The sequence below is a fragment of the Candidatus Bealeia paramacronuclearis genome, assembly GCF_035607555.1.
In the GTDB taxonomy this organism is placed as follows: domain Bacteria; phylum Pseudomonadota; class Alphaproteobacteria; order UBA9655; family UBA9655; genus Bealeia; species Bealeia paramacronuclearis.
Map to the genome: position 1 here is coordinate 575,928 of NZ_JAVHWZ010000002.1, position 25,916 is coordinate 601,843.

The window sequence follows — 25,916 nt, forward strand, 5'->3', positions numbered from 1 at the left end:
AAGGCTTGGGGGAGCGCTACATCCACGGGGCTAGCCCCGTGGTTTTTTCGCGCGGATAAATATCGTCTATATCAAGGAAATTATTTAAAAATAACATGCCCCAATCAAATTGGAAAACGGTAAAAAAACCAAAATGATTTTAATATTTTTACGATATTAAATGACTCTACCGAAACCAGCCCTGAATACGCCCTAAAAAGGCCTGAGGCACCACCCTCGGTTTTGAAGATTTTGTCTGTGGAATATCGTGTTCTCCATAATGAGCATAAGCAATCAGACCCGCGCATGTGGAAAAAGCAGCATCCTCCGCCAAATCCAGATTGGCCACACGATAGGGTTTTCCCAAGCGGACACTTTTATCCAACATCATGGCCGCAACTTCTCGAATGCCAGCCAATTGACTCGCCCCTCCTGTGAGAACAAGGCGACGTCCAATCAAATGATCTACCCCAGATTTCCGGAGGCACTGTTTGATAAGGTCAAAAGTTTCTTCAATCCGTGGGCGAATAATATTGATGAGGGTGGATTTTGGAATCTGCTGCGTGCCCCCGCCTCTCCCCTCGCCCAGTTGTGGAACCACTATCATATCACGCTCATCAGAAACAGACGATGTCGCACTTCCATAAAGCGTTTTGATCCGTTCTGCATGCGCGAGTGTGGTGGAAAGCCCCCGGGCAATGTCACTTGTGACATGACTGCCGCCCACAGGAATCGAATCTGTATAAAGCAATTGTCCTTCATGAAAAATGGCAACGCTCGTGGTGCCGCCTCCCATATCAATTAAAGTGACGCCCAAAGTTCTCTCGTCCTCAACCAAAGTCGCAAGGCCTGAAGCAAATGGCGAGACAACGAGCGCTTCAATATCGAGATGACTTCTCTCCACACAATGAATGAGATTAAAAATAGGCCCCATAGCCCCCGTAATCACATGAACATTGACACCCAATTTTTCACCGAACATACCGCGAGGATCTTGGATACCACGAGCCCCATCAATAGAGTATGTTGTTGGCAGTGTATGAATCACCTTTTGCGCTTGTGGGTCTTTGAGCATGCGCGCTTGCGTTAAAAGCCGCTTCATGTCCGCATCATCCACAGCGTGTCCTGCAATATTGACATTAATATTGAGATTATGAGACCGCAAATGCGCCCCTGAAATATTCACATAAATTTCTTTAACTGTCTCTTTAGCCATTTGCTCTGCAGCATGAACCGCATGAACTAGTGAATTTTCAACGGCATCCATATCCACAACAACGCCGGCTTTTAGCCCCTGAGATTCCTGAAGACCAAACCCACGAATCTGAATTTTCTCCGCATCATCGACAGAGGCAATAGCACACGCGACTTTCGTCGTGCCCACATCAACAGCTGCGATGAGTCCACCTCGCCCTTTAGTACGGTGTTTCGTCTTCTTAAACATGGCCTTATTTGGCTTTCAAACGTCTTTTTCGGGTTGTTGTTTTGACTTTTCAGTCTTCGCTGGCTTTAAGATTAATTGATCTTGTAGCCTCATATCAAGGACGGAATAATCTCTTTCCCAAAGATGATTTTGGTCTGCTAATTTTCGCAATTGATTGAGCGCCTTATCAATATGGTCTTCTGGAAGCTTTACGATCATTCCATTGTTCATCTTAAGATCCCACCGTTTTCCCCGCACATGAATTGCTGCACTGATGTGTTCTTTTACATCTGGAAAATTGGCCAAAGCCTCATTTAAGACTCCCAAATTCTCAGGCGCTTTTTCACCAGCTACAATCATCAAGTGTGAATAGGGAGAAACGTCTTTAAGAAAAATAATGGCTCCCTCTCGATCCAAAAGTTTGTTCTCAGATTTGTACTGCCAAATGGCAATGGGTTCACGCTCTACCAATTGGATTTGGATTTGTTGGGGATACTGACGAATAACGGTTGCAGACCGCACCCATGGATTTTTCTCAAGACAGGCTTTGGTCTCATGGGGGTTAAATTGGGTCAGCGTCTCGCCTCGCTTTAAATTAAGGCAACTGAGAATATCGTTCGAAGAGACTTGATTGCGTCCTTCCACAGCCACATCGCTCAGAGAGAGTCCACCCTTTCCAGCGATATGATCAACCATATTTGAAAATGCGGAAGAAATACATTCCCATTGCCAAATAGAACCCCCCATAATCATCATAAAAATTCCTAATCCAATAGTTTTTGAGGAGGAGAGACCGACTGAAGGGCTGTTTCTCAAAGGGACTTTTTTGCGAGATTGAGAAGATCTCACTTTTAGCGATGGCACGTTGCATCCTCCACCATCCACTGCATCAATTGCGGATAGGTGATGCCGTGATAGGCTGCAATTTCTGGCACCAACGACAAAGGCGTCATACCAGGTTGAGAATTAAGTTCCAGGAAATACATCTCCCCGGGCTTCCCCTTCGTATCATCATATCGAAAATCGGATCGGCTCACACCTTTACATCCCAAGATACGGTGCGCATCTTCCGCCATTTGCATCACTTTTGCATAAGCCTCTGGATGAATAGGGGCGGGCATCAAATGATCGGCTTTCCCATCTGTATATTTGGCTTCATAATCATAAAAACCATTTTTGGGACGAATTTCAATGGCACCAATCGCTTTACCACCAATGACCGCAACTTGAATTTCACGCCCTGGAATATATTTTTCCACAAGGACTTCACTCCCAAATGTCCAATTGTCCTCTGTAGGCAAATAATTGTCTTTTTCGCGCACGATATGAACGCCCACACTCGAACCCTCTCCAATGGGTTTAATGACATAAGGGCGTGGAAAAGGATCACCCTTTTTAAAATCTTCAAGTGTGACCACTTTCCCAGGCGGCACTTGAATTCCAGATTTCTCGCACATGTGCCGTCCATAGACTTTATTCATAGCAATGGCAGAAGCTAAAACACCCGAATGTGTATAAGGAATGTCCATCATCTCAAGGAACCCTTGAACGCACCCATCCTCGCCCCAACGGCCATGGAGAATATTCACAACAACATCTGGTTTTGGTGTGAGATCTTGAATCAACTTTGCGATATCACGCGTCACATCAATGGGCCGAACATCATGACCCAAAGATTCAAGGGCCTTAATGGCGCCTTCAGCACTTGAAAGAGATACTTCGCGCTCTGCAGAAAATCCGCCCATGAGCACTGCTACTCGTTTTTTTGCAACGGGTTTCATGCCGCCACCGCCTTTTTTAAAGCCGCCTCAATGCCGATGCGTTCAATTTCCCACCGCAAATCTTCACCTGAAGATTCCTTAACGCGCACGCGCACCTCCTCTCCTAATCTCTCAAGATCAGAGGCCGAAGCCGAACCCGTATTAATCATAAAATTACAATGTAGCTCTGACATCTTTGCACCACCAACAGTTAATCCACGGCAACCAGCTTTATCAATTAATTCCCAAGCTTTCAAGCCTTCAGGATTTGCAAATGTACTCCCCCCTGTTCGTGAATGAACAGGCTGAGTTTCCTCACGAGAAGCCAACATAGTTTTCATACGCGATTCAATGACAAAAGGATTATCTTTTTTCCCCAAAAAGCGCGCGCCTACAAAAATCCAATCTTTGGGTAAATCACAATAACGATAACTATGGCCAATTTCCTGAGGATTCAGAGCCCTCAATTTTCCATTACGATCCAGCGCAAATGCTTTTTGAAGAATTTGGGAAACATCGCCGCCATAAGCTCCCGCATTCATACGCAAGGCTCCCCCAACGGTTCCGGGAATCCCACAGAAAAATTCCAGACCTGCAATTCCATTTTGTTGAGCAAGCATGGCCACGGTGCGATCCAAAACAGCCGCCCCTACGTGAATATAAGATTCATGAATATGGATATTATTAAATCCTTGGCCCATACGAATGACAACACCCGGAACGCCACCATCGCGAACCAATAAATTTGACCCCACACCCAAGGTTGTGACAGGTATATCTAAAGGACACGTACTCAAGAAAAATTGAAGATCTTGGAGATCTGCAGGCTTATAAAGAACTTCCGCAGGACCCCCAACACGAAACCACGTCACCTGAGATAAAGGCGCATGGACCGTATACCTCCCCCTGACTTTGGGGAGTCTTTTCAAAAGATCACGTTGGAATTCTTGTGACGTCACTTAAGCACATTCCCTATGCAGAAAAAAAAGGGGTTCGAGATCTTGGGGCAACATGCGTGCCCACTTGGAAATGCTTCCCGCCCCCAAACACAATACATAGTCTTGAGGTGCACTAATATTGGAAATCAGAGAAGGGAGTTCGTCATAATCTTCAATACTATAAACAGCAGTGTGACCTTTTTCCATCATTTTTTCCGCAAAAGCCTTATGACACAAATTGGCAATCGGCATTTCACCAGCGCTATAGATGGGAGCCACAATCACTTTATCAGCTGTCATGAGCGCTTGGACAAAATCCTCAAAAAGAGAATTCAATCGCGAATAACGGTGAGCTTGAAAGACAGCGATCACTTGACCTTGACTCACCTGTCGGGCCGATTTTAAGACTGCTTCAATTTCGACAGGATGATGGGCATAATCGTCAATAATGATCACCCCTCCCGCTTCACCCACTTTTGTGAATCGTCTATCAACACCTTTGACATCCCCGAGGGGGGCTACAATCGCGTTGTCGGAAAGTCCAATTTCAGAGGACAGCGCTATGACCGACATTGCGTTCAAAACATTGTGCTTACCTAAAAGCGGAAGATGAATATCTTTAAGCATTTTTCCACAAGGCCGTTCCACATCAAAAGTGGCCCCATTTCCATCCATTCTGCAATTTTGAAGTCGATACAGATTGGAAGATCCTTCCCCATAAGTCACAACGCGGGAAGTGCATTTTCCGATAATTTTTTGGAGTCCCGGATGATCTCCGCACACAACCGCAATTCCATCTTTTGGAATGTGATTGATATAATCTGTGAAAGCCTGATAAAGACGATCTTCCGTGCCGTAATAATCCATGTGTTCAGGATCGATGTTGGTCACAATCACATATTTTGAAGGCAAGTTTAAAAAACTTCCATCGGACTCATCGGCTTCCGCCACAAACCACTCGCCCATCCCTGCTTTGGCATTAGTACCATAGGCGTGAATAATGCCGCCATTCACAACGGTTGGATTTAAACCAGCCCCTTCAATGACAGCCGCCATCAAAGACGTCGTTGTCGTTTTTCCGTGGGTTCCTGAAATCGTAATGGTTGTGTGATTTTGCATTAAGATTGCAAGCATCTCTGAGCGATGAATAATTTGCACGCCAGTTTCTCGAGCTTTTAAAAGCTCAGGATTATCGGGTTTAACCGCTGTTGAAACAACCACAAGATCAGCATCCTCAATCTGGATGGCCTCATGTGTCAAAAATACTGCCACCCCCAGTTTACGCAATGCTGGCAGTGTATAACCTTCAGCCACATCACTACCGCTGACTTTAATGCCTGATTCCGCCAAGACCTTCGCAAGACCACTCATCCCAATGCCACCAATGCCAATAAAATGAACTTTCTTCAGGGATGATAAATCAATCTTTGTCATCAAGTGGCTTCTCCTTTTGTCGTAAGTTCGACTTGCGAAAAAGCCATCAGACTTTTAACAAGGCTTATGAGATGATCCGTCGCATCAGGTCGTGCAAGTTTATGCATATTTACTGCGGCATCCGCTAATTTCCAAGAACTTTCAAAAAATTCTTCTAAAAGGATTGCCAATTTTTCCGCTGTAAAAAGGGTTTGCGGCATAATCCAAGCACCACCTGCGTCAAAGGCTGCCTCAGCATTTGAGGTTTGATGATCGTCCATTGCATGGGGATAAGGCACAAAAATCGCAGGCCTTCCCGCGCACGCAATTTCATTCACACTGGAAGCTCCAGAACGGCCAATCACCAATTGTGCATCCCGATAGCGAAGCGGCATATCGTCAAAAAAGTGAGCAAGCTCAACTGAAGCCGCTGAAGTTTTATAGGCTTCTCGCACATCTTTCAAATACTCAGGACGACATTGTTGAGAAATCACAAGTCGTCTTTGATGATCTGGCGGCAAATATTTAACAGCTTCAGGCACCACTTGCCCAAAAACATGAGCCCCCTGACTCCCCCCCATAACAAGAATCTGAAAGATGCCGTCTTTTTCTAATTGGGGATAAGGCTGAGTGTACAGAGATTCAATCTCCTGACGCAAAGGAATTCCCGTCAGAACAACTTTTTGCTGCCATTCTGGTTTTAGAAATTTTACAGTTTCATAAGAAGTTGCAATCCGCGTGACATAAGGCGCCAAAAGGCGATTTGTCCGCCCCAGGCATGCATCTGCCTGATGAATGATACTTGGAATTTTGAGAAGCACGGCCGAAACCAAAGCGGGAAAAGAGGCATATCCGCCAAAGCCAATGACAACATCTGGCTTAGTTTTCCAAAGAACACGAAAGGCTTTTAAAAATCCTTTCACATTTGAAAAAAGTGCGCCTATTTTTTTGAAAACTCCACCCACGAAATGATCAGCCTCAATAGTCACAACGTTGAATTTTTCAGCATCAATCCCGAAAGTTTTCCCCCGAGAGTCCGTCATAAAAGTCACAATAAAACCTTCGGATTCCATTTTATCTGCAAGTGCAATAGCGGGAAACAAATGTCCTCCTGTGCCGCCTGCAGCTACCAAAACATGAGCCGTCTTTGTCATTCGCTGATCCTCCGCCGTGTGAGCGCAAGAATCATCCCCATGCCAAAAGCTAGCGCCAGCATGGAAGATCCTCCATAACTAATAAAGGGCAAAGTCATCCCCTTTGTTGGCATCAAACTTAAAGTTGAGGCCATATTGATAATAGCCTGAAGTCCAAATTGAACGATGAGCCCTGTAACTGCCAAAACCACAAAAAGATTATGCTCCGTAAAAATCCGACTAAATGAGCGAATGACGATAAGCCCAAAAATCACGACAAGAATTAAACACAAGATCATACCAAATTCTTCAGCGGCCACGGCAAAAATAAAATCGGCATGGGCATCAGGCAGATGGCGTTTCACAATCCCCTCCCCCGGCCCTTGACCTAAGAATCCACCATTGGAAAAAGCCTCCAAAGATTGATTGATTTGATAACGATCCCCATATTTATCAGCACCATCTGAAGGCTCTAAAAAACGATCAATACGCCGTGAGACGTGAGGAAACATAAAATACGCCCCCACCAATCCTCCAACGCCGCTAGCACCACCCAAAATAATCCAAAAAACAGGAAGTCCCGCTAAGAAAAACTGACACAGCCACATGGCGGTAATAAGAACGGTCATCCCTAAATCCGGTTGAATCAAAAGAAGACCCACAACCAAAAGATAAAGGCCAATGGACACTAAGTTCCCCGGGAACGTGGGATCATCATCTTTTTGAGAAAACATCCAGGCCGAAACTATGGCAAAAGCCGGCTTGACAAATTCAGACGGCTGAATCGAAAATCCCCCCAAATCAATCCATCTTTGGGCTCCCTTAATCTCGATGCCCACAAAAGGCGTTGCGATCAATAATAAAACCGCACCCCCAAAAACAATAACGCCCGCCGTTTTGATTTGTTTCAGAGAGAGAAGAGATGTGGCAACAAGGACAAACACTGTTGGCGCCAAAAAGATGAGATGTTTTTTGGCAAAATAAAAAGAGCTCCAATTGTGCTGATGGGCCACAGCAGGGCTTGCAGCTAAAACCAGCAAAATACCCAATCCCATTAATAAAAGCACAGCCGCAAGGGTCCACCGATCAACGGTCCACCACCAACGTCCCAAGGGGGAGGTATCTGTCCTTTCAAACCTGAGCATGATTAAGATTAAGCTACCTTTACATGTTCTTCTTTGATTAAGTTTTGGACGAGAGTACGGAAAGCCTCTCCTCGCGCCTCAAAATCGCGGAATTGATCAAAGCTGGCACATGCTGGTGATAATAACACAACGGATGCCTTTTTCTTATCTTCTTTTGCTTGCCTTGAGGCTTTCTCAAAAGCTGTTGAAAGATCACCACACTGTGTAAAAGAAACACGACCTTCTAAAGTCAGCGCAAATGAGGAGGACGATTCCCCAAACAAAAAGGCATGTTCGATTTGTGGAAAATAGGACGCCAGGGATTCAATCCCGCCCTCTTTCGCGCGCCCCCCCAAAAGCCAATAAATTGCCAAATCCTGATAACAATCAAGGGCTTTAGAAGTCGCCTCCGCATTAGTCGCTTTGCTGTCATTAACAAAGATTACGCCATTCACTTCCGCAATGCGCTCTTGTCTGTGTGCAAGCCCTGGGAAGGACTGAAGACCTGAAATAATCTCCCCCACCAAAAGCCCTTGGGATTTAAGTGCCGCATAAGCACATGCTGCATTCTGCCAGTTATGGACACCTTTTAGTGTTTTGAGATCTTTGAGATTCACAATCGACTTTTTGAGCCCTTCGCAATTATCAATTAAAAACCCATCCTCCACATAAACGCCCGATGAAAGCGATTTGTGAACGGAAACGGGTATGACTTTCACGCGTCCTTCTTTCAAAAGATCACAGTAGAGTTCGTCCGTATAAGGATCATCCACACCCAAAACCAAAACGTCCTCTGGCGTTGAGTTCTCATAAATCTTTTTCTTCGCCTCAAGATATCCGCGAATGCCCCCATGACGATCCAGATGATCCGGCGCTAAATTTAGAAAAACTGAAACCCCAAAATGTTGAGATGGTGAAATCTCTAATTGATAAGACGACATTTCAAGAACGTAAGTGCCTTGAGATCCCAATGGTTTTAAATCCAAAACGGGAATTCCAAAATTTCCCCCAATTTCGGCCTGACGACTTGCTGAGTTCAAAATATGATGAATAAGCGCCGTTGTTGTTGACTTCCCATTGGTACCCGTAATACCTACGAAGAAAGCACCAGTGCCACTTTGAAATAAAAGTTCAATGTCAGAGATGGGCGCAATTCCATGACCTCTTGCGATAGCCACAAGAGGATGGGGTGCCGGATACAAATGAGGAATCCCAGGACTTAAAATCAGAGCATGAATTTTTGACCAATCCAAAGCCTCAGGATCGCAAATAGGAATTCCAGATTCTAATGCAGACTCTCTCGCATTTTCCACATCATCCCAAGCCAAAACGCAGGCGCCTGCTTTTTGAAGAGATTGTGCTACAGATTTTCCAGAGCGCCCCAATCCTAATACAACAACATTCTTTTGGGCATACATATGTGGTTCAATCATAATTTCTAACGCAACTTAAGGGTGGAAAGACCAATCAATGCCAAAATAATGGCAATAATCCAAAAACGAAAGACTATAGTGGGCTCAGACCAGCCTTTCTTTTCAAAATGGTGATGAATGGGTGACATAAGGAAAATACGTTTCCCTCCCGTCATTTTAAAATAGCCTACCTGCAAAATTACAGAAACCGCCTCAAGTACAAAAAGCCCACCGATGATGGACAAAACGAGTTCGTGTTTTGTGGCCACACTAATCGCCCCCAAAGCGCCACCTACGGAAAGAGAGCCCGTATCCCCCATGAAGACCATGGCGGGAGGCGCATTATACCAGAGAAACCCAAGTCCTGCCCCAATCAAGGCACCACAGAAAACTGCAAGTTCTCCTGTTCCTGGCACATAAAGAACCTGAAGATAGTTGGCAAAAACTTGGTTACCCACAAGATAGGAAATAATGGCAAAACAACCTGAGGCAATCATCACAGGGCCAATAGCAAGACCATCTAATCCGTCCGTGAGATTGACGGCATTAGAGGCCCCTACCATGACAAAAATAGCAAATGGCACATAAAATAACCCCAGATCCAAAAGAAGACTCTTGAAAAAAGGAACGGCCAATGTTTCCGAAAGTTCAGGGATCATCTGGAGATTGATAATATAAGCGGCACTTCCTGCAATGAGAAACTGCAGGATCAGCTTTTTTTTACCTGAAAGCCCCTTAGAATTCCGTTTGGTGAGTTTGAGATAATCGTCATATGCCCCAATCGCTCCAAATCCGAGAGTAACCCATAAAACAACCCAAACATAAATATCGTTCAAGTTCGCCCATAAAAGTGTACTAAAACTTAAGGCTAAAAGAATAAGCCCTCCACCCATGGTGGGGGTACCTTTTTTCGTCAAAAGGTGGGATTCAGGTCCATCTTCGCGAATAGGTTGTCCTGCCCCCTGCTTGGATTTTAACCAGCGAATAAATCGTGGCCCATAGAGAAAACTAATGAGAAGCGCCATAAGAAGTGCCCCACCGCTTCGAAATGTGATATAGCGAAATAGATTAAAAAAATGATTTTCGTGCCCATAAAGCGTATAGAGATAATGAAGCATAAAGTTTTATCCTACCGCTTTCAGGTTCGCGTGATTTTGATTTTTAAGTGCCTCAACAATGGGGGCCATCCGTGTTCCCAAAGATCCCTTAACCATAACGATATCACCGTCTCTTAAATTTTTAAGAAGTGGCTCGATTAATTGTGTAGAGAGATCTTGATGAAGCGCCAACATTTGCGCAGGCAATTTTTCCGCAAGCTTTTTCATGTGCGGCCCACAGCAATAGACTTGATCAATTTTGGCTTTCATCAAAGGCTCATAAAGATCCGCATGACGATCATCGGCAATATCCCCAAGCTCTCGCATATCCCCAATTATTGCTATCCTCCGCCCTTGCCCTTGCGGAAGGCTTGCTCCCAAAACCGCAATGGCCGCGCACATAGAAGCCGGATTAGCATTATAACTTTCGTCAATTAAAAGACATTTTCCTTGGAGAAATTCAATTTCATGACGCGTCCCCCGACCTTTCGGAGGGACCATTTTCAAAAGAGAGCGTGAGGCCTGAATAATATCTCCGCCCACAAGATCCACAGCCAAAAGCACGGACAAGCTATTGAGGGCCCAATGTTTTCCTGGAATGGGAAGAACGTAAGAAACTATCTTGCCATTCAAAGACGCATCAATATGACTTTCGGATTCTAAAAGTTCACATGCCAAAAGACGGCAATTTGCATCCTTATGCTCGCCAAAAGAAACTATGTTCTGAACGCTCGTGCGTTTTGCTTTTTGGTACATATACTCATAAAGAGGATGATCTCGATTAATAACAGCAGTTCCTCCGGGAACGAGTCCTTCAAAAATCTCTGCTTTGGCGTCTGCAATCTCTTCCAAAGATTTAAAAAAGGCCGCATGAGATTCGGCAACTGTTGTGATAATCGCCACATGCGGGGCAACCATTTTGGTAAGAGGTCGAATCTCACCGGGATGATTCATACCAATTTCAAATACGCCAAACTGGGTATTTTCAGGCATACGGGCCAAACTTAAAGGCACACCCCAATGATTATTATAACTGGAAAGACTGGCCGTGGTCCGACCTTGATCAGAAAGAGCACACTTGAGCATCTCCTTTGTGCCCGTTTTTCCAACACTTCCTGTCACCCCAATACGTTTGGCGTTTTGTGCTCTTTCACGTGAAAAAACACCCATATCTTGAAGCGCCGTCAATGTATCAGTCACAATTATAAGAGAATCAGATTCAGCTAATCCTTCAGGAATTTTTGAAACCAACGCGCCAGAAGCCCCTTTTTCAAGGGCCTCTTTTACATAAATATGTCCATCCCCATTGTCACCATAAAGGGCCACGAAAAGATCAGCTTTTTCAAGGGTCCGGGTATCAATGGAAATTCCGTTCACTTTATTAAAGGGCTGTGCACATTTTCCAGAAGTTGCTTTCGTAATTTCATCAGAAGTCCACATTGTCATTTGCACCCTCCTTCACACCAATATTTTTGAACCATTTTCACATCATCAAAATCGCGAATATCATTACCTATGATTTGATACGCCTCATGGCCTTTTCCTGCAACTAAAAGAATGTCCCCTGACTTTAATTCTTGAATCCCTGTGTAAATAGCTTCTTCTCGATCTCCAATTTCAATGGCCTCAGGACAAGTTTTGAGAATTGCTTGTCGAATTTTCATTGGATTTTCGGATCTGGGGTTATCATCTGTCACAATAATTTTATCAGCATAGCGTCTTGCAATTTGCCCCATCAAGGGCCGTTTTGTAACATCACGATCGCCCCCACATCCAAACACCAAAATCAATCGATTTTCAGCATGCGGCCGCAAGGCCTTCAATGCATTTTCAAGAGCATCTGGCGTATGCGCATAATCAACATAAGCGCTTTTTTGAGGGCTTAATCCCGCACATTCCATACGCCCAGGAACTCCCTCTAATTTTTGGGTACATTCCAAAATATGTTCCAAATTCGCAACACCACTTTTCAAAACAACGCCGATGGATGCCAAAATATTAAGTGCTTGAAAGCTTCCTGCAAAGGGAAGATAAAATTCGTGGGTTTTTCCAAAAATCTCGCATTTTAAATGTTGACCTTTATGATCGGGTTTTACGCTTAGCAATTTGAATTCGCGTGCTTGCTTTCCATAACTCCAAACAGAGTGATTTCGGGATTCACAAATCGCCTTTACGTCCTCAAATTTGGGATCGTCAGCACATAAAATCGCCAAACCATCAGATGACAAAAGCTCATTAAAAAGACGCATCTTGGCCGCAAAATAAGACTGCATGCTTTTGTGATAATCCAAATGATCTCGAGTAAAATTTGTAAAAACACCTACGGTTAAATTCACGTCATCCAGTCGATATTGATCCAGTCCATGGCTTGAGGCTTCAAAAGCACAGTGCTCCACACCTTGAAATTCAAGAATTTCCAGAGTTTCCCGCAATTCAACAACATTCGGGGTTGTGAGCGCCTCAAGCGTTGGCAACTTCTCTTTTGAAATCCCTTCTACTTGAAGCCCCAAGGTTCCAAAGCTTGCGGCCTTTTGCCCCACCCCCCCCCAAAGCTGACGCGCAAAAGTGACAACAGAGCTTTTACCATTGGTACCTGTGACTGCCGCTATAAATTGAGGCGTTTTTGGATAGAATTTTCCGGCCAAAACAGAAAGGGCTTTCCTAACATTGGGAGATTTGAGAAACACAATATTTCGGGGGTCATTGGCAAATATATCGGCCATCTCAACAGCCACTTGCATATCCGCCAGAATGACTTTAGCGCCACTCCCCACGGCATCCTTAATAAATTTTCCCCCGTGGGTATGAGCCCCCAAAATGGCTGCAAAAAGAAACCCATCTTGGACTCGCCTGGAATCAGGGGTTAATCCTTGGATCTCAAGATCAGGCAGATCCTCTGAAACTCCATAAATCAGTCCATCAATGAGACACGATTTTAAGGAAATCCCCATCCTCATTGTCCTTGAGGCATATAGCTGGCATCAATTAACATCGATGCATTGGGTAACTTTTCAAATTCAATTCTTGAAGTTGGCATCACCTTCAAAACCGCAGCCATCCTTCTAATCACATTCGCAGTTACAGGGGCCGCGTTCCATCCGGCCATATTAAATCCATAGGTACCCTCAACTGCCTGTGGTTTTTCCAAAATAATAATGAGGGCATATTGAGGGTCACTCATGGGAAACGCCGACAAGAAAGTAGCCCGATTGCTCTTTTGTTTGTAAGATCGACCCTCAAGTGTGTTCGCCGTCCCCGTCTTTCCGCCCACCTCAAAACCTGCCACTTTGGCTTTTCCTCCCGTTCCAATGGAGACTTGCATATATAATAATTTTTTCATGGCATCCGAGGTTTCCGAAGAAACCACACGCACACTTTCATGAGTTGTCGCATCATTAACTTTTAAAAGAGTGGGCTTTTTCATCATTCCATTATTGATAATACCCGCAACAGCTGTAATCAACTGTAAAGGACTGACCGCAACGCCATAACCATAAGACGCCGTAATTAAAGTCGCCTCAGACCAATTTTTAGGATACATGGGAGATCCGACTTCTGGAAGCTCCAATGGAGAGGGTTGGAAAAAACCCAAACTCTTAAAAAAGTTTTTTTGTCGTTCCTGCCCTACTTGCAGCGCCATCTTAATAGATCCAATATTGGAGGAATGAATAAAAATATCGGCCACTTTGTAAGCTCCCACATGGGGGTGAGTGTCTGTAATTTTAAAACGACCCAATCGATAAGGCCCCGTCACATCATATTGAGAATAAAGATTACCAAGTCCACTTTCCAATAACATTGCCGTATTGATAATCTTAAAACTCGAGCCCATTTCATAAATGCCGAGCGTATTGCGATTAAAAAGGACATCTTCATTTGCGCCAATTTTCTTGACTTGGTTAGGATCAAAATCTGGCAAAGAAACCATCGCCAAGATCTCCCCAGTTTTAACGTTCATGACAATTCCACTGGCTCCAACAGCTTTAAACTTGGCAATGCCCGCCATTAATTCATCCCGCAAAATATGCTGAACGCGCAGATCCAAACTCAACTGAAGTTTTTCTTCACCGGAAATCAAAAGCTCATTATATTGCTTTTCAATGCCCGAAATTCCACGGTTGTCAATATCGGTAAATCCCATCACATGGGCGGCCAAGGCACCGTGAGGATAAACACGACGCTCATCTTTTTGAAAGTAAATTCCAGGGATTCCAAGCCTTAAAACTTCCGCTTGTTTTGTAGGCGTCAAATGGCGCGCGATCCACACGAATCCTTTGTCCGATTGAAGACGGGTGAGTACATCTTTGTAATTGAGCTCTGGCAAAACAGTTAAGAGTTTAGCGGCCGCCTCTTGAGGGTCTAAAACAACTTTAGCATTGGCGTAAAGAGAGTAGGTCCGAAGACTTGTGACCAAAACCTCACCATTGCGGTCCACAATATCACCACGCACCAAAACTTTGCTGCGAGAATTGGATTCAGAGGCCAAAGACGAAGCGCCAGAGTGACGCAATATACAAAGATCAAAGAGTCGAAAGCTAATGACAACAAAGGCCAAAATAAAAACAACCCCCAACATCACAAGGCGCGTTTTTGTCATGTCCATATGATGATGGACCGTCTCCTGGCGACTCCATTTTTGATCTTGAAGATCGGTAAAGTAAGTCTTCTTTTGGGTCATTCACCCATCCTCATCGATGCCAAAATTGCCTGCACTTCTGGATCCCTATCTCCTTGAGGAAGCGGTCCTTCAGAAGTCGGTTCAAATGCCGTCAAAATGGTTGCCATTTGCTGGGCTTTAACGGGCTCAATATCTAAAAATTTCTCAGCCAAAGCCTGCAGTCTCCGTGGCTCATTCAAATACGCCCACTCGGCCTTTAAAATATGAAGTGCTTCTTTTTCCTCTGCCATCAAATGCAACGTTTTCGATATTCCCTCTTCCAAAGATTGAACTTCGTATTTTACCTGAAAAAGAGCAAACCCGACAAGAGAGGCAAGCATCAAAAAAAACGCAGATGAACGACTAATCATTGACATGGCATTTCCTCTTCTCGTGTGCGAATTCCCCACCGCAGCTTGGCCGAGCGTGCGCGAGGATTGTTTTCAGTTTCTTCTCGGGAGGCAGCAATCACTTTGGTCTCCGCCAGTTTAAAAGTTGGTTTTTGTGGGATCTCTGCCAAAGGCACATGACGGGACCCCTGCCCCATCCGTCCTGCACGGGATTTAAAAAACTCTTTGACGATGCGGTCTTCCAAAGAATGAAAACTCACAACAACCAATCGACCTCCATCGGAGAGAAGCTCTTCACTAGCTTCAAGACCGCGCTCAAGCTCCCCAAGTTCGTCATTAACGGCGATCCGCAAGGCTTGAAACGTGCGCGTGGCCGCATCAATATCACCTGGCTTTGAGGGTACAACACGACGCACCAAATCCGCCAATTCTTGCGTTGTGGAAAAAGGAATTTCCCGACGCGCCTCCACAATGGCTTTGGCAATGCGGCGAGATTTTCGCTCATCACCATAACGATAAATAATATCGGCAAGCTCTTCTTCAGATTTTGTATTCACCAAATCTGAAGCCGTTGGTCCGCTTTGGCTCATGCGCATATCCAAAGGCCCCTCACCGCGAAAAGAAAATCCCCTCGAAATTTCATCAAACTGGGGTGATGAGACACCTAAATCAAAAACGATTCCATCATAAGCATTTTTGGGCACAGCAGATTTCATATCTCCAAAACAGGTCTTATAAAGGGAAAAATGGCGGGGATATTTTTCCTTTAAATGTGCCCCTCTTTCAATTGCATCAGGATCACGATCCAAGGCCACAACATGCACATCTTCAGCAAATTCTAAAATGGCTCGGGAGTAGCCCCCGGCCCCAAAAGTCGCATCAATGTAAATTTTGTGGGGTGAGGGCTTAAGCACCTTTAAAACTTCATCTCGCATAACAGGAACGTGCACGGACATAGATTTCACGCTCCCTCGCCAGACAAGGCAGAGCGCAGCTTGACAGTGGCTTGTTTGTCTTGAACACGAAGGCGGGCGCTCTTCTGCTGCTCTTCAAACGCTTGTGGATTCCAAATTTGAAAGGTGGCGCCGCGACCCACAAAGGCCGCTTCCGTTTGAATTCCAGCATGAACAAGCAAGGGCTCAGGCAAAATCACGCGACCTTCGCCGTCGAAGGGGAGCAGCTGTGAATCGGCGAAAATAGTGGCCGTTAAGTCATCTTGCATATCCGAGAACAAATCTAACTCGTCCACGCTGGCACTAAGGCGCTGCATACGCTCAATTCCCATTCCTTCAATAGCCGGAAACTTATACGACCGAAAAACCACAATGCCTTGAAAAGGTTGTTGAGCAAGGGCCTGACGAAAAGATGCCGGAACAGAAATCCGACCCTTTTTATCAATCTTATTCACATAGGTAGACAGGAAGAGTGTCATGCCCTTTATCTTTCTTCCTCTGAAATGCTGCGCCCGTAGTCATACCGCCCAAAGGCGGAAAGGAGTCTTTCTCCTCCTATTATGGGATATCATGGGGCAAGATGGGAGTCAATGGGATTTTATGGGAAAACCCCACAGACTTATCCACAGAGGCGCACAGGTGCGGACGTTTCGCAAAATCAATCAACGACTTGTGTTTTTGATCTATTTCGAAAATCTACTGTGAAAAAATGTTCCTTTTTTCACAGGGGAAAAATCAAGAACACATCCCCTCCCCCTGAAATGACGGCTTTGTTCGGGAGGGTGTAAAAAGGGGGTTGAAAATTTCTGCGGGAGCTTGTTGAATTAGGCAAATTTGACAGTCAGAGTGAGAGAAAATGCCTTACAATCCACATTTGAAATCTGGAGAAAAGCGAAAGCGGCCAAAGTCACAATACAGGGTGACGAACTGGCGAGAGTACAACCAAAGTCTGAAGAAACGTGGCAAACTGAGAGCTTATTTACCCAATGGCCATCTCAAGGAAGTCCTTTTCAATTCTGAATCTTATGTTGAGGGTGCCTCTGGGCGATCAAGTGTCTATAAACCTGCCTATATTCAGTTGGCGTATACGTATTATAGGTTGTTCGGAAACTTAGGGATCCGGCAAGTGACGGGTTTTCTTGAGGATCTCTGGGAGCAACTGCATTTGGATATCCCCGTTCCGAGTTTCGGGACCTTGAGTGACGCGTTTGCGTCTCTCCCTATAGAGGTCCAACGTTTTTGTGACAATGTGGCCCGACGTTTGGCCAAAGGTGAAAACATAGCCCTCATTATGGATAGTACGGACATGAGATTTCCCAAAGCTCATGACTGGTATGAGAAGAAGTATGGGAGCCGCTCTCAAAAAAGACCGATCCGCAAGATGCGATCTCGACATGGACACGCATGTTGCTGAGGTGACAGAAGGCACAGACTCCGACATTGGGCAGATGGATGCCCTGATTCCCAATGAGATTCGTCAAATCTTGGACCAGATCTTTGCTGATAAGGCCTACTGCGATCATGAAAGAGCTCAAGCCCTTATTGATGAGGGAATTATTCCTGTGATTCCGCCACCCAAGACGGCAATTGTTCATGGAAAGCCGGAGACGAACTGGCATAATTTTCTGGTCTTTTATATTCAAAGGAAAGGATCCATCTATGCGTTTCACCAAAAGTTTAGCTATGGACTTCGGGAAAGAGTCGAAGCCCATTTCTCTCGGATAATCCGCTGCCTGGGCAATAGCTTCAAAACGATTAAGCTGGAATCCCAAAAGGCGGAAGCCGTCATTATCGCCAACGTCCTCAACCTTTGGAACTCCTTTGGCAGACCCGTCACTGTTAAAATAGGATAATTCTGTCTATACTACACCTGAACCTACCCTCCCGAACAAAGCCATGGGAATGGTTACCGTGGGAATGATGGGTATTCAAATCCTGTTGTTGAGGCTTGCAACCATTATTTTCACTATAGTTTTTATATTCAGTCTTTTCATTGCTAGCATTTAGCGAGCCTGCTGCAGTGTGAACCTCCACGGGGCAAGCCCCGTGGTATCTCGTTGGCCTAAAGGCCAAGTTCAAGCTGCGCTTGCCTCATATCACTAATTATATGAGGGGCGCTTCATCCATGGGACAAGCCCCATGGTTTTATGCGCGTATAAATTAGGAAAACGCCCATTGCTACCAATTTGAATTTATTCATTTTTAATCTCCCTATTGCAATATTTTTGTTTTATATGGTTTATTCAAGTTTCACCGTTGAAAAGCATATCATACTTTTGAAAAACTTTGTAAGAGTTCAGTACAAATGAGACTCAAGAGGCCTCGAGAATATGAGAGTGAATATAGTGCAAAGGAGTGAGGCCTTTCAAGGCGCGATGAGGCCGATAAGAATTATACTTTGAGACAGCTTGAGAGAGCTCAAAGCGCATAGAAGCTATGGAATCAGCCAGGAGGTTGTTTTGGTTGTAAAATTCCTCCCGGAATATGCGATTTCCTCGCTCAACGCCGCCGTTGTAAGTGGGCTTTTTGGGGGACAGAACAATCAGCGGAATTCCAAGTTCTGCACAGGCTTCCTCAAATTCTGCCATAAATTCAGAGCCACCGTCGACGTGTAGGGAGTGAATTTTAAAGGGCGCCTGCTTTACAAACTCAAGCAAGAAGCGCTTGGCATGGGCATACACACTCGCATAGATAAATTTCGAGCCTCTTTCCCAAGTCTGTAAGTGCTTGAAACAGATACCATTTTTGGTGACTGTCATGTGGTCAATCTGCACCCGTTCACCAAGCGTCATCGTTTTATAATCCTTGAAAGTCCAAGGTTTTGCATGGCTTTTAAATTGTCTTTTTCTTTTTGTTCTCAGGGCGGAGGGTGATTTTTGCACAAGCCCCTTGTTTTTGAGGGAGGTCAGGATACGGCCGACGGTGCTTTCGCTCAGGATTTGCCCATGGTCTCGCTTGAGAATGATGGCGATTTTCTCTTTGCCATAGGTGGGATTTTCGCGGCGCACTCTCAAAACAAGCTGAACTTCTGCCTCTCCCCAGCGCCGTTTGTTGAGATTTCGTGGCTTTTTTGAAGGTGGAGCCATCCCATTTTCAATATCACGCAGAATATTTTTGTGGCGATAATAAGTTGCGCGAGATATATCGCAAATTTCTTGGCATATCGCATCGGAAACGTTTTCAGCTTTCAACTTTTCCCAGCGCCTCACGCCGTCTTCATACCGTTTGCGATAGACGTCCAAACAGTCTTGTGTACGCGCATATGCATAAAGCCTATGCATATTTTTATATAATCCGTGGATCCTCATCATGTCCTCTATCAATAGGTTTTTTACATTTCCTATTCTTGAGACCTGGTTTGGGTGTGGCAATGGAGATGAGCTTTGCTACAGCGCAATTTGAGGGCGCGCTCAGCTCATCTCCATCCCTCCCAATCCTGTCTCACTTCTATCTGAACTCGGACAGTGAGTCACGACACTCCAGAAAAGGCAGCGTGACTCAGAAAAGTGCTCTCTTCCCTACTTTGCTTCTTTGCCGACATACTTTTCTCCAGATTTTATTATGCACGCTAGTTTCCCTTTACAAGCAATCGTTGGAGCGCAAATGTGGATAGACTGTCCGTTGCGAGGGGGCAGTGTGCACTCTTGCTCACCTAGAGGGCATGCAAGAATGATTTTAGATTTATCCTTTGGCAAAACAAAGGCATCTTCATCACATGGAGTAATACAGTAATCATATGCCTGGTCCAATATATAAATTTGTACGTAGACCTCCCCTTTATCGCAGACAAGTTGCTGTGGTTTGGACTGGGCATCAACAACTCCTGGCATTAAAAGGGATATTGCTGATGCAAATAATATAGATATATAGATCTCAATCTCATTGGGTTTCTCTCCTGTTTGTTTTTGTTTTTTTAAGTTCACTTTTCAAAGCTCCCCGCTAGCAAGCATATCATAGTCAATACTTTGCTCAAACTTCTATTTTCATAATATACGAGCTCATATAGAAGTGAGGCCTGACCTAAGAAGTGAATTGAGAGAGCCCTCTTAAAGGAGTGTTAATTATATCACTCAACACCCATGGCGCGCTTCATAAAAAAGAGTTTGAGTGGTTTGATGCTATTTACAAGGCTCAAACCGGAGCCTCGCATGAATCGCAAAAACCGTGAGGAATTTCCAAACAACCGAATAAGTCCATGTGTTGAGGATAGAAGACTCGTCTGATCCCATTTTCGAGATTTAACATAGTTCTCCAAAAGTGTGGGGCTTCCAAAATCAAGGCCCAATTTTTGCGCCTCCCTTAAAGCTGTGCTAAAACTTTCGACGTCTCGAATCCCGAGGTTAAGGCCCTGTCCCGCCACAGGATGCATCGCATGCGCTGCATCCCCAATTAAAACCAAACGATCACTCGCAATAGCTCGGCACGTGGTTAAAGATAGAGGATAAGATTGCCGGAGGCCCTGAAATTGAAACCTCCCCAAGGTTTCTCCGAATGTGGACTCAAGCTCTTGGCAAAATTCGACATCTTTTAATGTCATCATCACTTCAGATTTTTCCGTCTCAAGGCTCCACACAAAGGCTGACGTATTTCCCGCTAAGGGCAGAAACGCCAAAGGTCCAAAAGGTGTAAAATGTTCAAAAGCAATGTGATGATGGGGCTTTTCATGGGAAACCACACCCACAATGGCGTGTTGATGATAGGGAATGGTTTTGGAGGCAAGTCCCGCCAAATCCCTTAGCTTCGAATTTTTTCCATCCGCTGCAATCACTAAAGTGGCTTTTAAAATACGTCCGGATTTTAAGGTCATTTGAATTTGCGAAATATTAGATTTCATTTCTACGACCTCATCCGACTCCACAAATTGAATGTTTTTGGAATTGGAAAGTGATGCTTTTAAAGCCTGATCTAAATCTTCCGCAGTGACCATATAACCCATGGGACCAAGGCCCAGGGCTTTTGCGTCATAATGAAGACGATGATCGGATTTATGATCCGTGATGAGAATGTGTGAAATCGGAGTGGGATCCGATTTTAACTTCTCCCAAATCCCCAAGGTCTCCAAATAAATCTGACTCCCAAGCGTTATGGCAAACGTCCTCCCATCTTGTGTGAGAGGAGTTCTAAAATCCCTCTTGTCAAAAATAGCCACTTCCAATCCTTGATCTGAAAGCGCTTTGGCCATAAGACTGCCCGTAAAACCACCACCGCAAATAATTACATCCAACAATTTATTTTTTTGTCTACCCATGGGAAATCCCTAGCGTCTTTCGTGAAGGTTGTGTAACTTGCGAAAAAGTAGCGCTCTTTTGGGGTGTTGTTCAAGGTATTTAGAGGTCGAACGTGTCAAAATTGGCTTATGCATCCGAAAAAATCAAGGCGCCATCTTTAGTTTCGCTTCAAACTTTATTTGAAGGCCGCATGGATCAGGTCAACGAGAAGATCCTCAAAAGCTTGGAATGTTCGGTCCCCCTCATTCAAGACATTGCGGGATATCTCATCAAACAAGGCGGAAAACGACTGCGTCCCCTTTTGACTTTAGCCTCTGCAGAATTATGTGGATATAAAGGACATCGTCATGTGGGACTGGCATCTGCCGTTGAATTTATTCACACCGCAACCCTTCTGCATGACGATGTGGTAGACGAAAGTGCACTCCGTCGCGGAGCTGCCACCGCCAACACTATTTGGAATAATACGGCCAGTGTTCTTGTAGGGGATTTTCTTTTTTCCCGCGCATTTCAACTTATGGTGGAAGATGGATCTTTAGACGTTTTGAAAGTGCTTTCCCAAGCCTCAGCAACCATTGCCGAAGGCGAGGTTATGCAATTGGCGTCTGCCCGAAATCTTAATCTCAGGGAAGAGAATTACCTCGCCGTGATTGGTGCCAAAACAGCATGCCTTTTTGAAGCGGCCACCCATGTAGGAGCACTTGTGGCAGACGCCTCTTCGGAAAAATGTGAGGCCTTAAGAAAATTCGGATTTAATCTTGGGATGGCTTTTCAATTAACTGATGATGCCCTTGACTATTGTGCTACAGGGGAATCTTTAGGCAAACACGTTGGCGATGATTTTGCAGAAGGAAAAGTCACCCTTCCCATTCTCATCACCTATCATGCGGCCACTGAAATTGAAAAAGCCTTCATTAAAAAATGCTTTGTAGATTTAACCCAAGAACCCCAAGATTTAACGCGTATGATTAAGCTCATTCATGATAAAGGCGCCCTTCAAGCCGTCTCAGCAAAAGCACAAAGTTATCTCAATAATGCAAGAGAATGTCTTAAGATTTTTGAAGAAACTTCCCTCAAATCCACTCTTCTCGAGACCCTTGATTTTGTACTAGTCCGGAATCATTAAAAGCAGACACTTCGATTTGGAATTTTTAGACACTTCGATTTGGAATTTTCATTTAAAGACTCCCTTCCCGTCATTCCATAAACAAAATTACTCAACAATGTCATTGAATAGATTTCGAATAAATACAGGGACCAGAGCGCTTAAGGGGTTGATATTGACTTGGGGCTCATCTGTGGTTCCCGTAACCGTATAGCTTGCCGCAAACAATCCTTCACCATCTTTGCCATTAATCAAGGATCCAATTAAGGGAATATGACCCAAAACAGAGTTAATCACATAAAGAGGCGCAATGGCGCCCTTAAGATTAAATTCGCCTTTTAAACGATCTATTTGGCCTTCTACGGAAAATCCCAAGGACAAGCTTTTTCCAACACCTTTTGTGACTTTTATGATGTCATCCCCGTAAATAAAATTGGTATCAAATCGATTCAAAGAAACCACACCATCGGAGAACAAATTGGCAAATCCAATGGGAGAGGCAACTGCTGCAAATCGAGCCAAAAGGGGGATTTTTCTGACTTCAAAATTTTGGACTTTGAAGAGTCCTTCAAAGGGATTCCCAACTTTGCGCGAAGCTTTAATGGTGAGTTCGCCACCCAACATATCTTCAAAAATATTTAAGTTATTAAAAAATTGTCCAGCATCATTGGCTCGCACAATTAAATTTTGGGATCCATTGTGAGGGCGCGTGATTTGCATCCAAATTCCGCCTTCCACATCTTTCATTTGACCTTTGTCGATAGTTCCTTTTCCAGCTTCAGCAGTCAGTTCCACGGCATTCCAAACCGTATCCTTTTTCTCAAGGAGAAGATCCAAATGGGCTGTGACTTTTTTAAACGTTTTATTCTCGCCCATATGAATGGCATCCAGGCGCGCATCAATGATGAGCGGGGTGACCTCAAGGCGCTCTTTCTTTTCCGATTCTTCCAAATACGTCATGAAAGGCTCGGCATTAATTTCTTTTCCGCTGGCTTTGAGTGCATATCCCCCACTTTGCGGACGACTGACGGTCAATGTCGCATCGGTTTTAGGGAATTTAAGAGGATGCAATCGCAAATCTTGCCACTCCCCTTTGTGATCAAACTTCGCAGAACCTGATGCAGTAATATAACCTGAGGTTAATTGAATGTTCTGGAGATGCTTGAGGTCCCCCTCTTCAATGGCGACCGTAAATTGAAGACGTGTGGAATCTCCTGGTTTTTTGTTCCAACCAATATGAGGAATTTTAATTTGAGAGGGCGTCAAATTAAAATCAAACGCAAGGGTGGATCCAGCATTTTGAGATTTTGTATAAATCAATTCAAATGGTGTAGATCCTGTCAAAAACGCAGTGTAATCATAATCAAATCTTTTGAGATCGAGGACTGTGGCCTCCAAATAAATTTGCATTTGAGTCCGCCAAGGAATATTAGGTCCGTCCTCAAAATTCTCTTGCCACGTCACTTTTGCAGGAACAGAATTCACCTCGCCTGGGCCTGTGATTGTGAGGTTTTTTTCTGTGGCAGCCACCTCAAATTTCCCCATTTGAAGATCAATGGGGAATTTGTTTTTCCCTACTTCTGTCTGAAGAGATCCTTCTTCAATGGTGCCTTTAAGATCCATTTTGACATCATCAAATTTAAGATTTGCCAAAAGCGGGAAATCCAAATGAAGCCTTCCTTTAACTTGGCCTTTTGTGCGCTTGGGGTCGAGATTGGCTTTTTCGGCATAATGCAGGGGATCATGATCAATGATTTTTAAAACTTCGGGAAGTCTAGCATCGATGCCAACATTAATATCGATGGCTTCTTGGTCATTGGAGAGTCCCCTGATTTTAACAGATGCCTCACTGACTTGAGCCTCGCCCACATGTCCTTTGTAAATGGCAATATCAAAACCATCAGAATTAAATGTGGCACTTCCCTCCACACCCTGTGCTGGAGGCAATCCTTCAAGGTAAACGATCGCGCCATCCTTAACATCAAGTTTTCCCTGCAGCTTTTGACTCTCATATCCCGCCCCATGAAAAGTTCCTGAGAGCTCAAAATTACCTTCATGGAGAGTTCCTTCTTGAGCCATATGCTCAACGATCCATTCGCGTGCCGCAGGGGCTGCAAAAGAGGGCCAGTAAAGTGATAAATCTGCAAGGGGCAGATCTTTGAGCGTTGCATTTAAAGACAGCGTCGTTTCAGGGGGGGTGAGTTGATCCAGTCTCAAAACGCCCTGGGGTGAGTTCAATTGCCCCTGAACATTGAGAAGCATTTCACCAGAATAAATCCCTAAATTTTTAAGAATAATACTGTGCGGCGTCATCTCAAGCGCAACCTGCCCAGACTTCATGCCCAAAGAAAGGTCTCCCTCAAGGATGGCGCTGAGTTGTCCATGGTGAAGGGTAATGTCAGTGTTCCCCTCAATGATCTCATAAGTTAGAGGATTAATCGCAAGATGGGCCTCGCCCGAAAGAGGAATATCAATTTTAGACAAATGAGAAATGATATTATCAAATGCGGTTTCAATAGGAGAGGTGTCCAAAAACATGCTGCCTAAAGCAGCTTTTGAGAAAACGACATGAGCGTCAGCCCGATCTTTCCCTTTTTCATGGGAGATTAAAAGATCAATTTTTCCCGATTCGGCATTGGAGTAAATTTTAAAATTCGCATCAAATCCGGTGTGTCGTCGATTCAAAATTAAATCGACTTGGGGAAACGTAAAATTGTTGTGTCCTCCCGTATCGACGATGTCGAGACGTGCTCCCAAAATAGATATTTTTCGAAGCGTATTGAGTTGCCCCATTGATTCATTTTCGGGATCAATCATTAAAAATCCCAGGAAATCTTCCACTTCCATATTTGAGGTGTGATCATCTGTTGAAAGTTGAAATCCGAATTTACCTGCCTCATCCCGTCTTAAAATAATACGGGGTGAATAAATCCTGATTTTTTTAAGCGCAACTTTTCCCTCAAGAAGTTTAGAGAAACTTAAAGAGACACCCACTTCGGGAACATCCAGAATTTCCTCATTTTGGGCTGAGAAAAGATGAAGTCCTTTCACTTGAATTTCAAGGGGGTGATTCCATTCGCGCCACGCAAGTTGCGTCCCTTCAATGGTTGCGCGCACACCAATCGCTGAGGAGTTTAAAGCAGATTCAACGTCAGAATTGAGGAAGTTTAAATCTACAGGTCCGCTCGTGAGACGAATCATAACACAAGCCAAACCCACTAATGCAATGCCTGCAATGGAGATAAAAACCTCGCCCACAATTTCAATTATCCGACGGAAACGGTCGCCGGGTTTAATAAAAGAAGATTCAGGGGATTGACCATATTCAGAAGTCACGTAAAACT

At 44.5% G+C, this 25,916-nt stretch carries 22 protein-coding genes; 3 read left to right on the forward strand and 19 right to left on the reverse strand.

Annotated features, from left to right (window positions below; genetic code table 11):
• Positions 1-166 precede the first annotated feature (166 nt).
• The 15 genes from ftsA to mraZ form a co-directional block, all read right to left on the reverse strand.
• A complete protein-coding gene (gene ftsA, locus Bealeia2_RS07830) occupies positions 167-1,423 on the reverse strand; it encodes a cell division protein FtsA (RefSeq protein ID WP_331256487.1) in 1,257 nt (418 codons plus the stop codon).
• Positions 1,424-1,438: 15 nt separating this feature from the next.
• Entirely contained in the window at positions 1,439-2,149 is a 711-nt protein-coding gene (locus tag Bealeia2_RS07835) for a cell division protein FtsQ/DivIB (RefSeq protein ID WP_331256488.1), read from the reverse strand.
• 104 nt (positions 2,150-2,253) lie between these two features.
• Complete coding sequence (locus Bealeia2_RS07840) at positions 2,254-3,183, reverse strand: D-alanine--D-alanine ligase (RefSeq protein ID WP_331256489.1); 930 nt, start codon at positions 3,181-3,183, stop codon at positions 2,254-2,256.
• Complete coding sequence (murB, locus tag Bealeia2_RS07845; protein ID WP_331256490.1) at positions 3,180-4,121, reverse strand: UDP-N-acetylmuramate dehydrogenase; 942 nt, start codon at positions 4,119-4,121, stop codon at positions 3,180-3,182. The genes Bealeia2_RS07840 and murB overlap by 4 nt, the downstream gene beginning before the upstream one ends.
• Positions 4,122-5,534 carry a UDP-N-acetylmuramate--L-alanine ligase gene (gene murC / locus Bealeia2_RS07850; RefSeq protein WP_331256491.1) on the reverse strand — a complete coding sequence of 471 codons (1,413 nt, stop codon included), beginning with the start codon at positions 5,532-5,534 and terminating at the stop codon, positions 4,122-4,124.
• A complete protein-coding gene (gene murG / locus Bealeia2_RS07855) occupies positions 5,534-6,667 on the reverse strand; it encodes an undecaprenyldiphospho-muramoylpentapeptide beta-N-acetylglucosaminyltransferase (RefSeq protein ID WP_331256492.1) in 1,134 nt (377 codons plus the stop codon). Before murG ends, murC begins: the two co-directional genes overlap by 1 nt.
• A complete protein-coding gene (gene ftsW / locus Bealeia2_RS07860; protein WP_331256493.1) occupies positions 6,664-7,791 on the reverse strand; it encodes a putative lipid II flippase FtsW in 1,128 nt (375 codons plus the stop codon). The genes murG and ftsW overlap by 4 nt, the downstream gene beginning before the upstream one ends.
• Before the next feature lie 8 nt (positions 7,792-7,799).
• Complete coding sequence (gene murD / locus Bealeia2_RS07865) at positions 7,800-9,203, reverse strand: UDP-N-acetylmuramoyl-L-alanine--D-glutamate ligase (RefSeq protein ID WP_331256494.1); 1,404 nt, start codon at positions 9,201-9,203, stop codon at positions 7,800-7,802.
• 5 nt (positions 9,204-9,208) lie between these two features.
• Positions 9,209-10,300 (reverse strand): phospho-N-acetylmuramoyl-pentapeptide-transferase, encoded by a 1,092-nt coding sequence (gene mraY / locus Bealeia2_RS07870; protein ID WP_331256495.1) that lies wholly within the window; start codon positions 10,298-10,300, stop codon positions 9,209-9,211.
• 6 nt (positions 10,301-10,306) lie between these two features.
• Positions 10,307-11,725: a UDP-N-acetylmuramoylalanyl-D-glutamyl-2,6-diaminopimelate--D-alanyl-D-alanine ligase gene (locus Bealeia2_RS07875; protein WP_331256496.1), complete on the reverse strand. Its 1,419-nt coding sequence runs from the start codon at positions 11,723-11,725 to the stop codon at positions 10,307-10,309.
• The gene (locus tag Bealeia2_RS07880) at positions 11,722-13,230 is read right to left on the reverse strand and encodes a UDP-N-acetylmuramoyl-L-alanyl-D-glutamate--2,6-diaminopimelate ligase (RefSeq protein WP_331256497.1); all 1,509 of its coding nucleotides are present in this window, start codon (positions 13,228-13,230) and stop codon (positions 11,722-11,724) included. The genes Bealeia2_RS07875 and Bealeia2_RS07880 overlap by 4 nt, the downstream gene beginning before the upstream one ends.
• A gap of 2 nt (positions 13,231-13,232) precedes the next feature.
• Positions 13,233-14,957, reverse strand: a complete 1,725-nt coding sequence (locus Bealeia2_RS07885; protein ID WP_331256498.1) for a peptidoglycan D,D-transpeptidase FtsI family protein — start codon at positions 14,955-14,957, stop codon at positions 13,233-13,235.
• Positions 14,954-15,313 (reverse strand): cell division protein FtsL, encoded by a 360-nt coding sequence (gene ftsL / locus Bealeia2_RS07890; RefSeq protein WP_331256499.1) that lies wholly within the window; start codon positions 15,311-15,313, stop codon positions 14,954-14,956. Before ftsL ends, Bealeia2_RS07885 begins: the two co-directional genes overlap by 4 nt.
• The gene (rsmH, locus tag Bealeia2_RS07895) at positions 15,304-16,242 is read right to left on the reverse strand and encodes a 16S rRNA (cytosine(1402)-N(4))-methyltransferase RsmH (protein WP_331256500.1); all 939 of its coding nucleotides are present in this window, start codon (positions 16,240-16,242) and stop codon (positions 15,304-15,306) included. The genes ftsL and rsmH overlap by 10 nt, the downstream gene beginning before the upstream one ends.
• A 5-nt stretch (positions 16,243-16,247) precedes the next feature.
• A complete protein-coding gene (mraZ, locus tag Bealeia2_RS07900; RefSeq protein ID WP_331256501.1) occupies positions 16,248-16,718 on the reverse strand; it encodes a division/cell wall cluster transcriptional repressor MraZ in 471 nt (156 codons plus the stop codon).
• A gap of 377 nt (positions 16,719-17,095) precedes the next feature.
• Between mraZ and Bealeia2_RS10595 the strand changes: the two genes are divergently transcribed.
• Both Bealeia2_RS10595 and Bealeia2_RS07910 read left to right on the forward strand, forming a co-directional pair.
• Positions 17,096-17,653: a transposase gene (locus Bealeia2_RS10595; protein ID WP_414437858.1), complete on the forward strand. Its 558-nt coding sequence runs from the start codon at positions 17,096-17,098 to the stop codon at positions 17,651-17,653.
• A complete protein-coding gene (locus Bealeia2_RS07910; RefSeq protein WP_331256503.1) occupies positions 17,634-18,092 on the forward strand; it encodes a transposase in 459 nt (152 codons plus the stop codon). The genes Bealeia2_RS10595 and Bealeia2_RS07910 overlap by 20 nt, the downstream gene beginning before the upstream one ends.
• 459 nt (positions 18,093-18,551) lie before the next feature.
• On the opposite strand, the gene Bealeia2_RS07915 is transcribed toward Bealeia2_RS07910, so the two are convergent.
• The 3 genes from Bealeia2_RS07915 to Bealeia2_RS07925 all read right to left on the reverse strand — a co-directional run bounded on the left by Bealeia2_RS07915 (position 18,552) and on the right by Bealeia2_RS07925 (position 21,487).
• Positions 18,552-19,547 (reverse strand): integrase core domain-containing protein, encoded by a 996-nt coding sequence (locus Bealeia2_RS07915; RefSeq protein ID WP_422388047.1) that lies wholly within the window; start codon positions 19,545-19,547, stop codon positions 18,552-18,554.
• 210 nt (positions 19,548-19,757) lie between these two features.
• On the reverse strand, positions 19,758-20,162 hold the full coding sequence (locus Bealeia2_RS07920; RefSeq protein ID WP_331256505.1) for a hypothetical protein: 405 nt from the start codon (positions 20,160-20,162) through the stop codon (positions 19,758-19,760).
• A 143-nt stretch (positions 20,163-20,305) separates the two neighbouring features.
• The gene (locus tag Bealeia2_RS07925) at positions 20,306-21,487 is read right to left on the reverse strand and encodes a UbiH/UbiF/VisC/COQ6 family ubiquinone biosynthesis hydroxylase (protein WP_331256506.1); all 1,182 of its coding nucleotides are present in this window, start codon (positions 21,485-21,487) and stop codon (positions 20,306-20,308) included.
• 92 nt (positions 21,488-21,579) lie between these two features.
• On the opposite strand from Bealeia2_RS07925, the gene Bealeia2_RS07930 reads away from it, so the two are divergent.
• Positions 21,580-22,593 (forward strand): polyprenyl synthetase family protein, encoded by a 1,014-nt coding sequence (locus Bealeia2_RS07930; RefSeq protein WP_331256507.1) that lies wholly within the window; start codon positions 21,580-21,582, stop codon positions 22,591-22,593.
• 87 nt (positions 22,594-22,680) lie between these two features.
• Here the strand turns inward: Bealeia2_RS07930 and Bealeia2_RS07935 are convergent, their stop codons facing one another.
• A complete protein-coding gene (locus Bealeia2_RS07935) occupies positions 22,681-25,908 on the reverse strand; it encodes a YhdP family protein (RefSeq protein WP_331256508.1) in 3,228 nt (1,075 codons plus the stop codon).
• Positions 25,909-25,916: the final 8 nt, after the last annotated feature.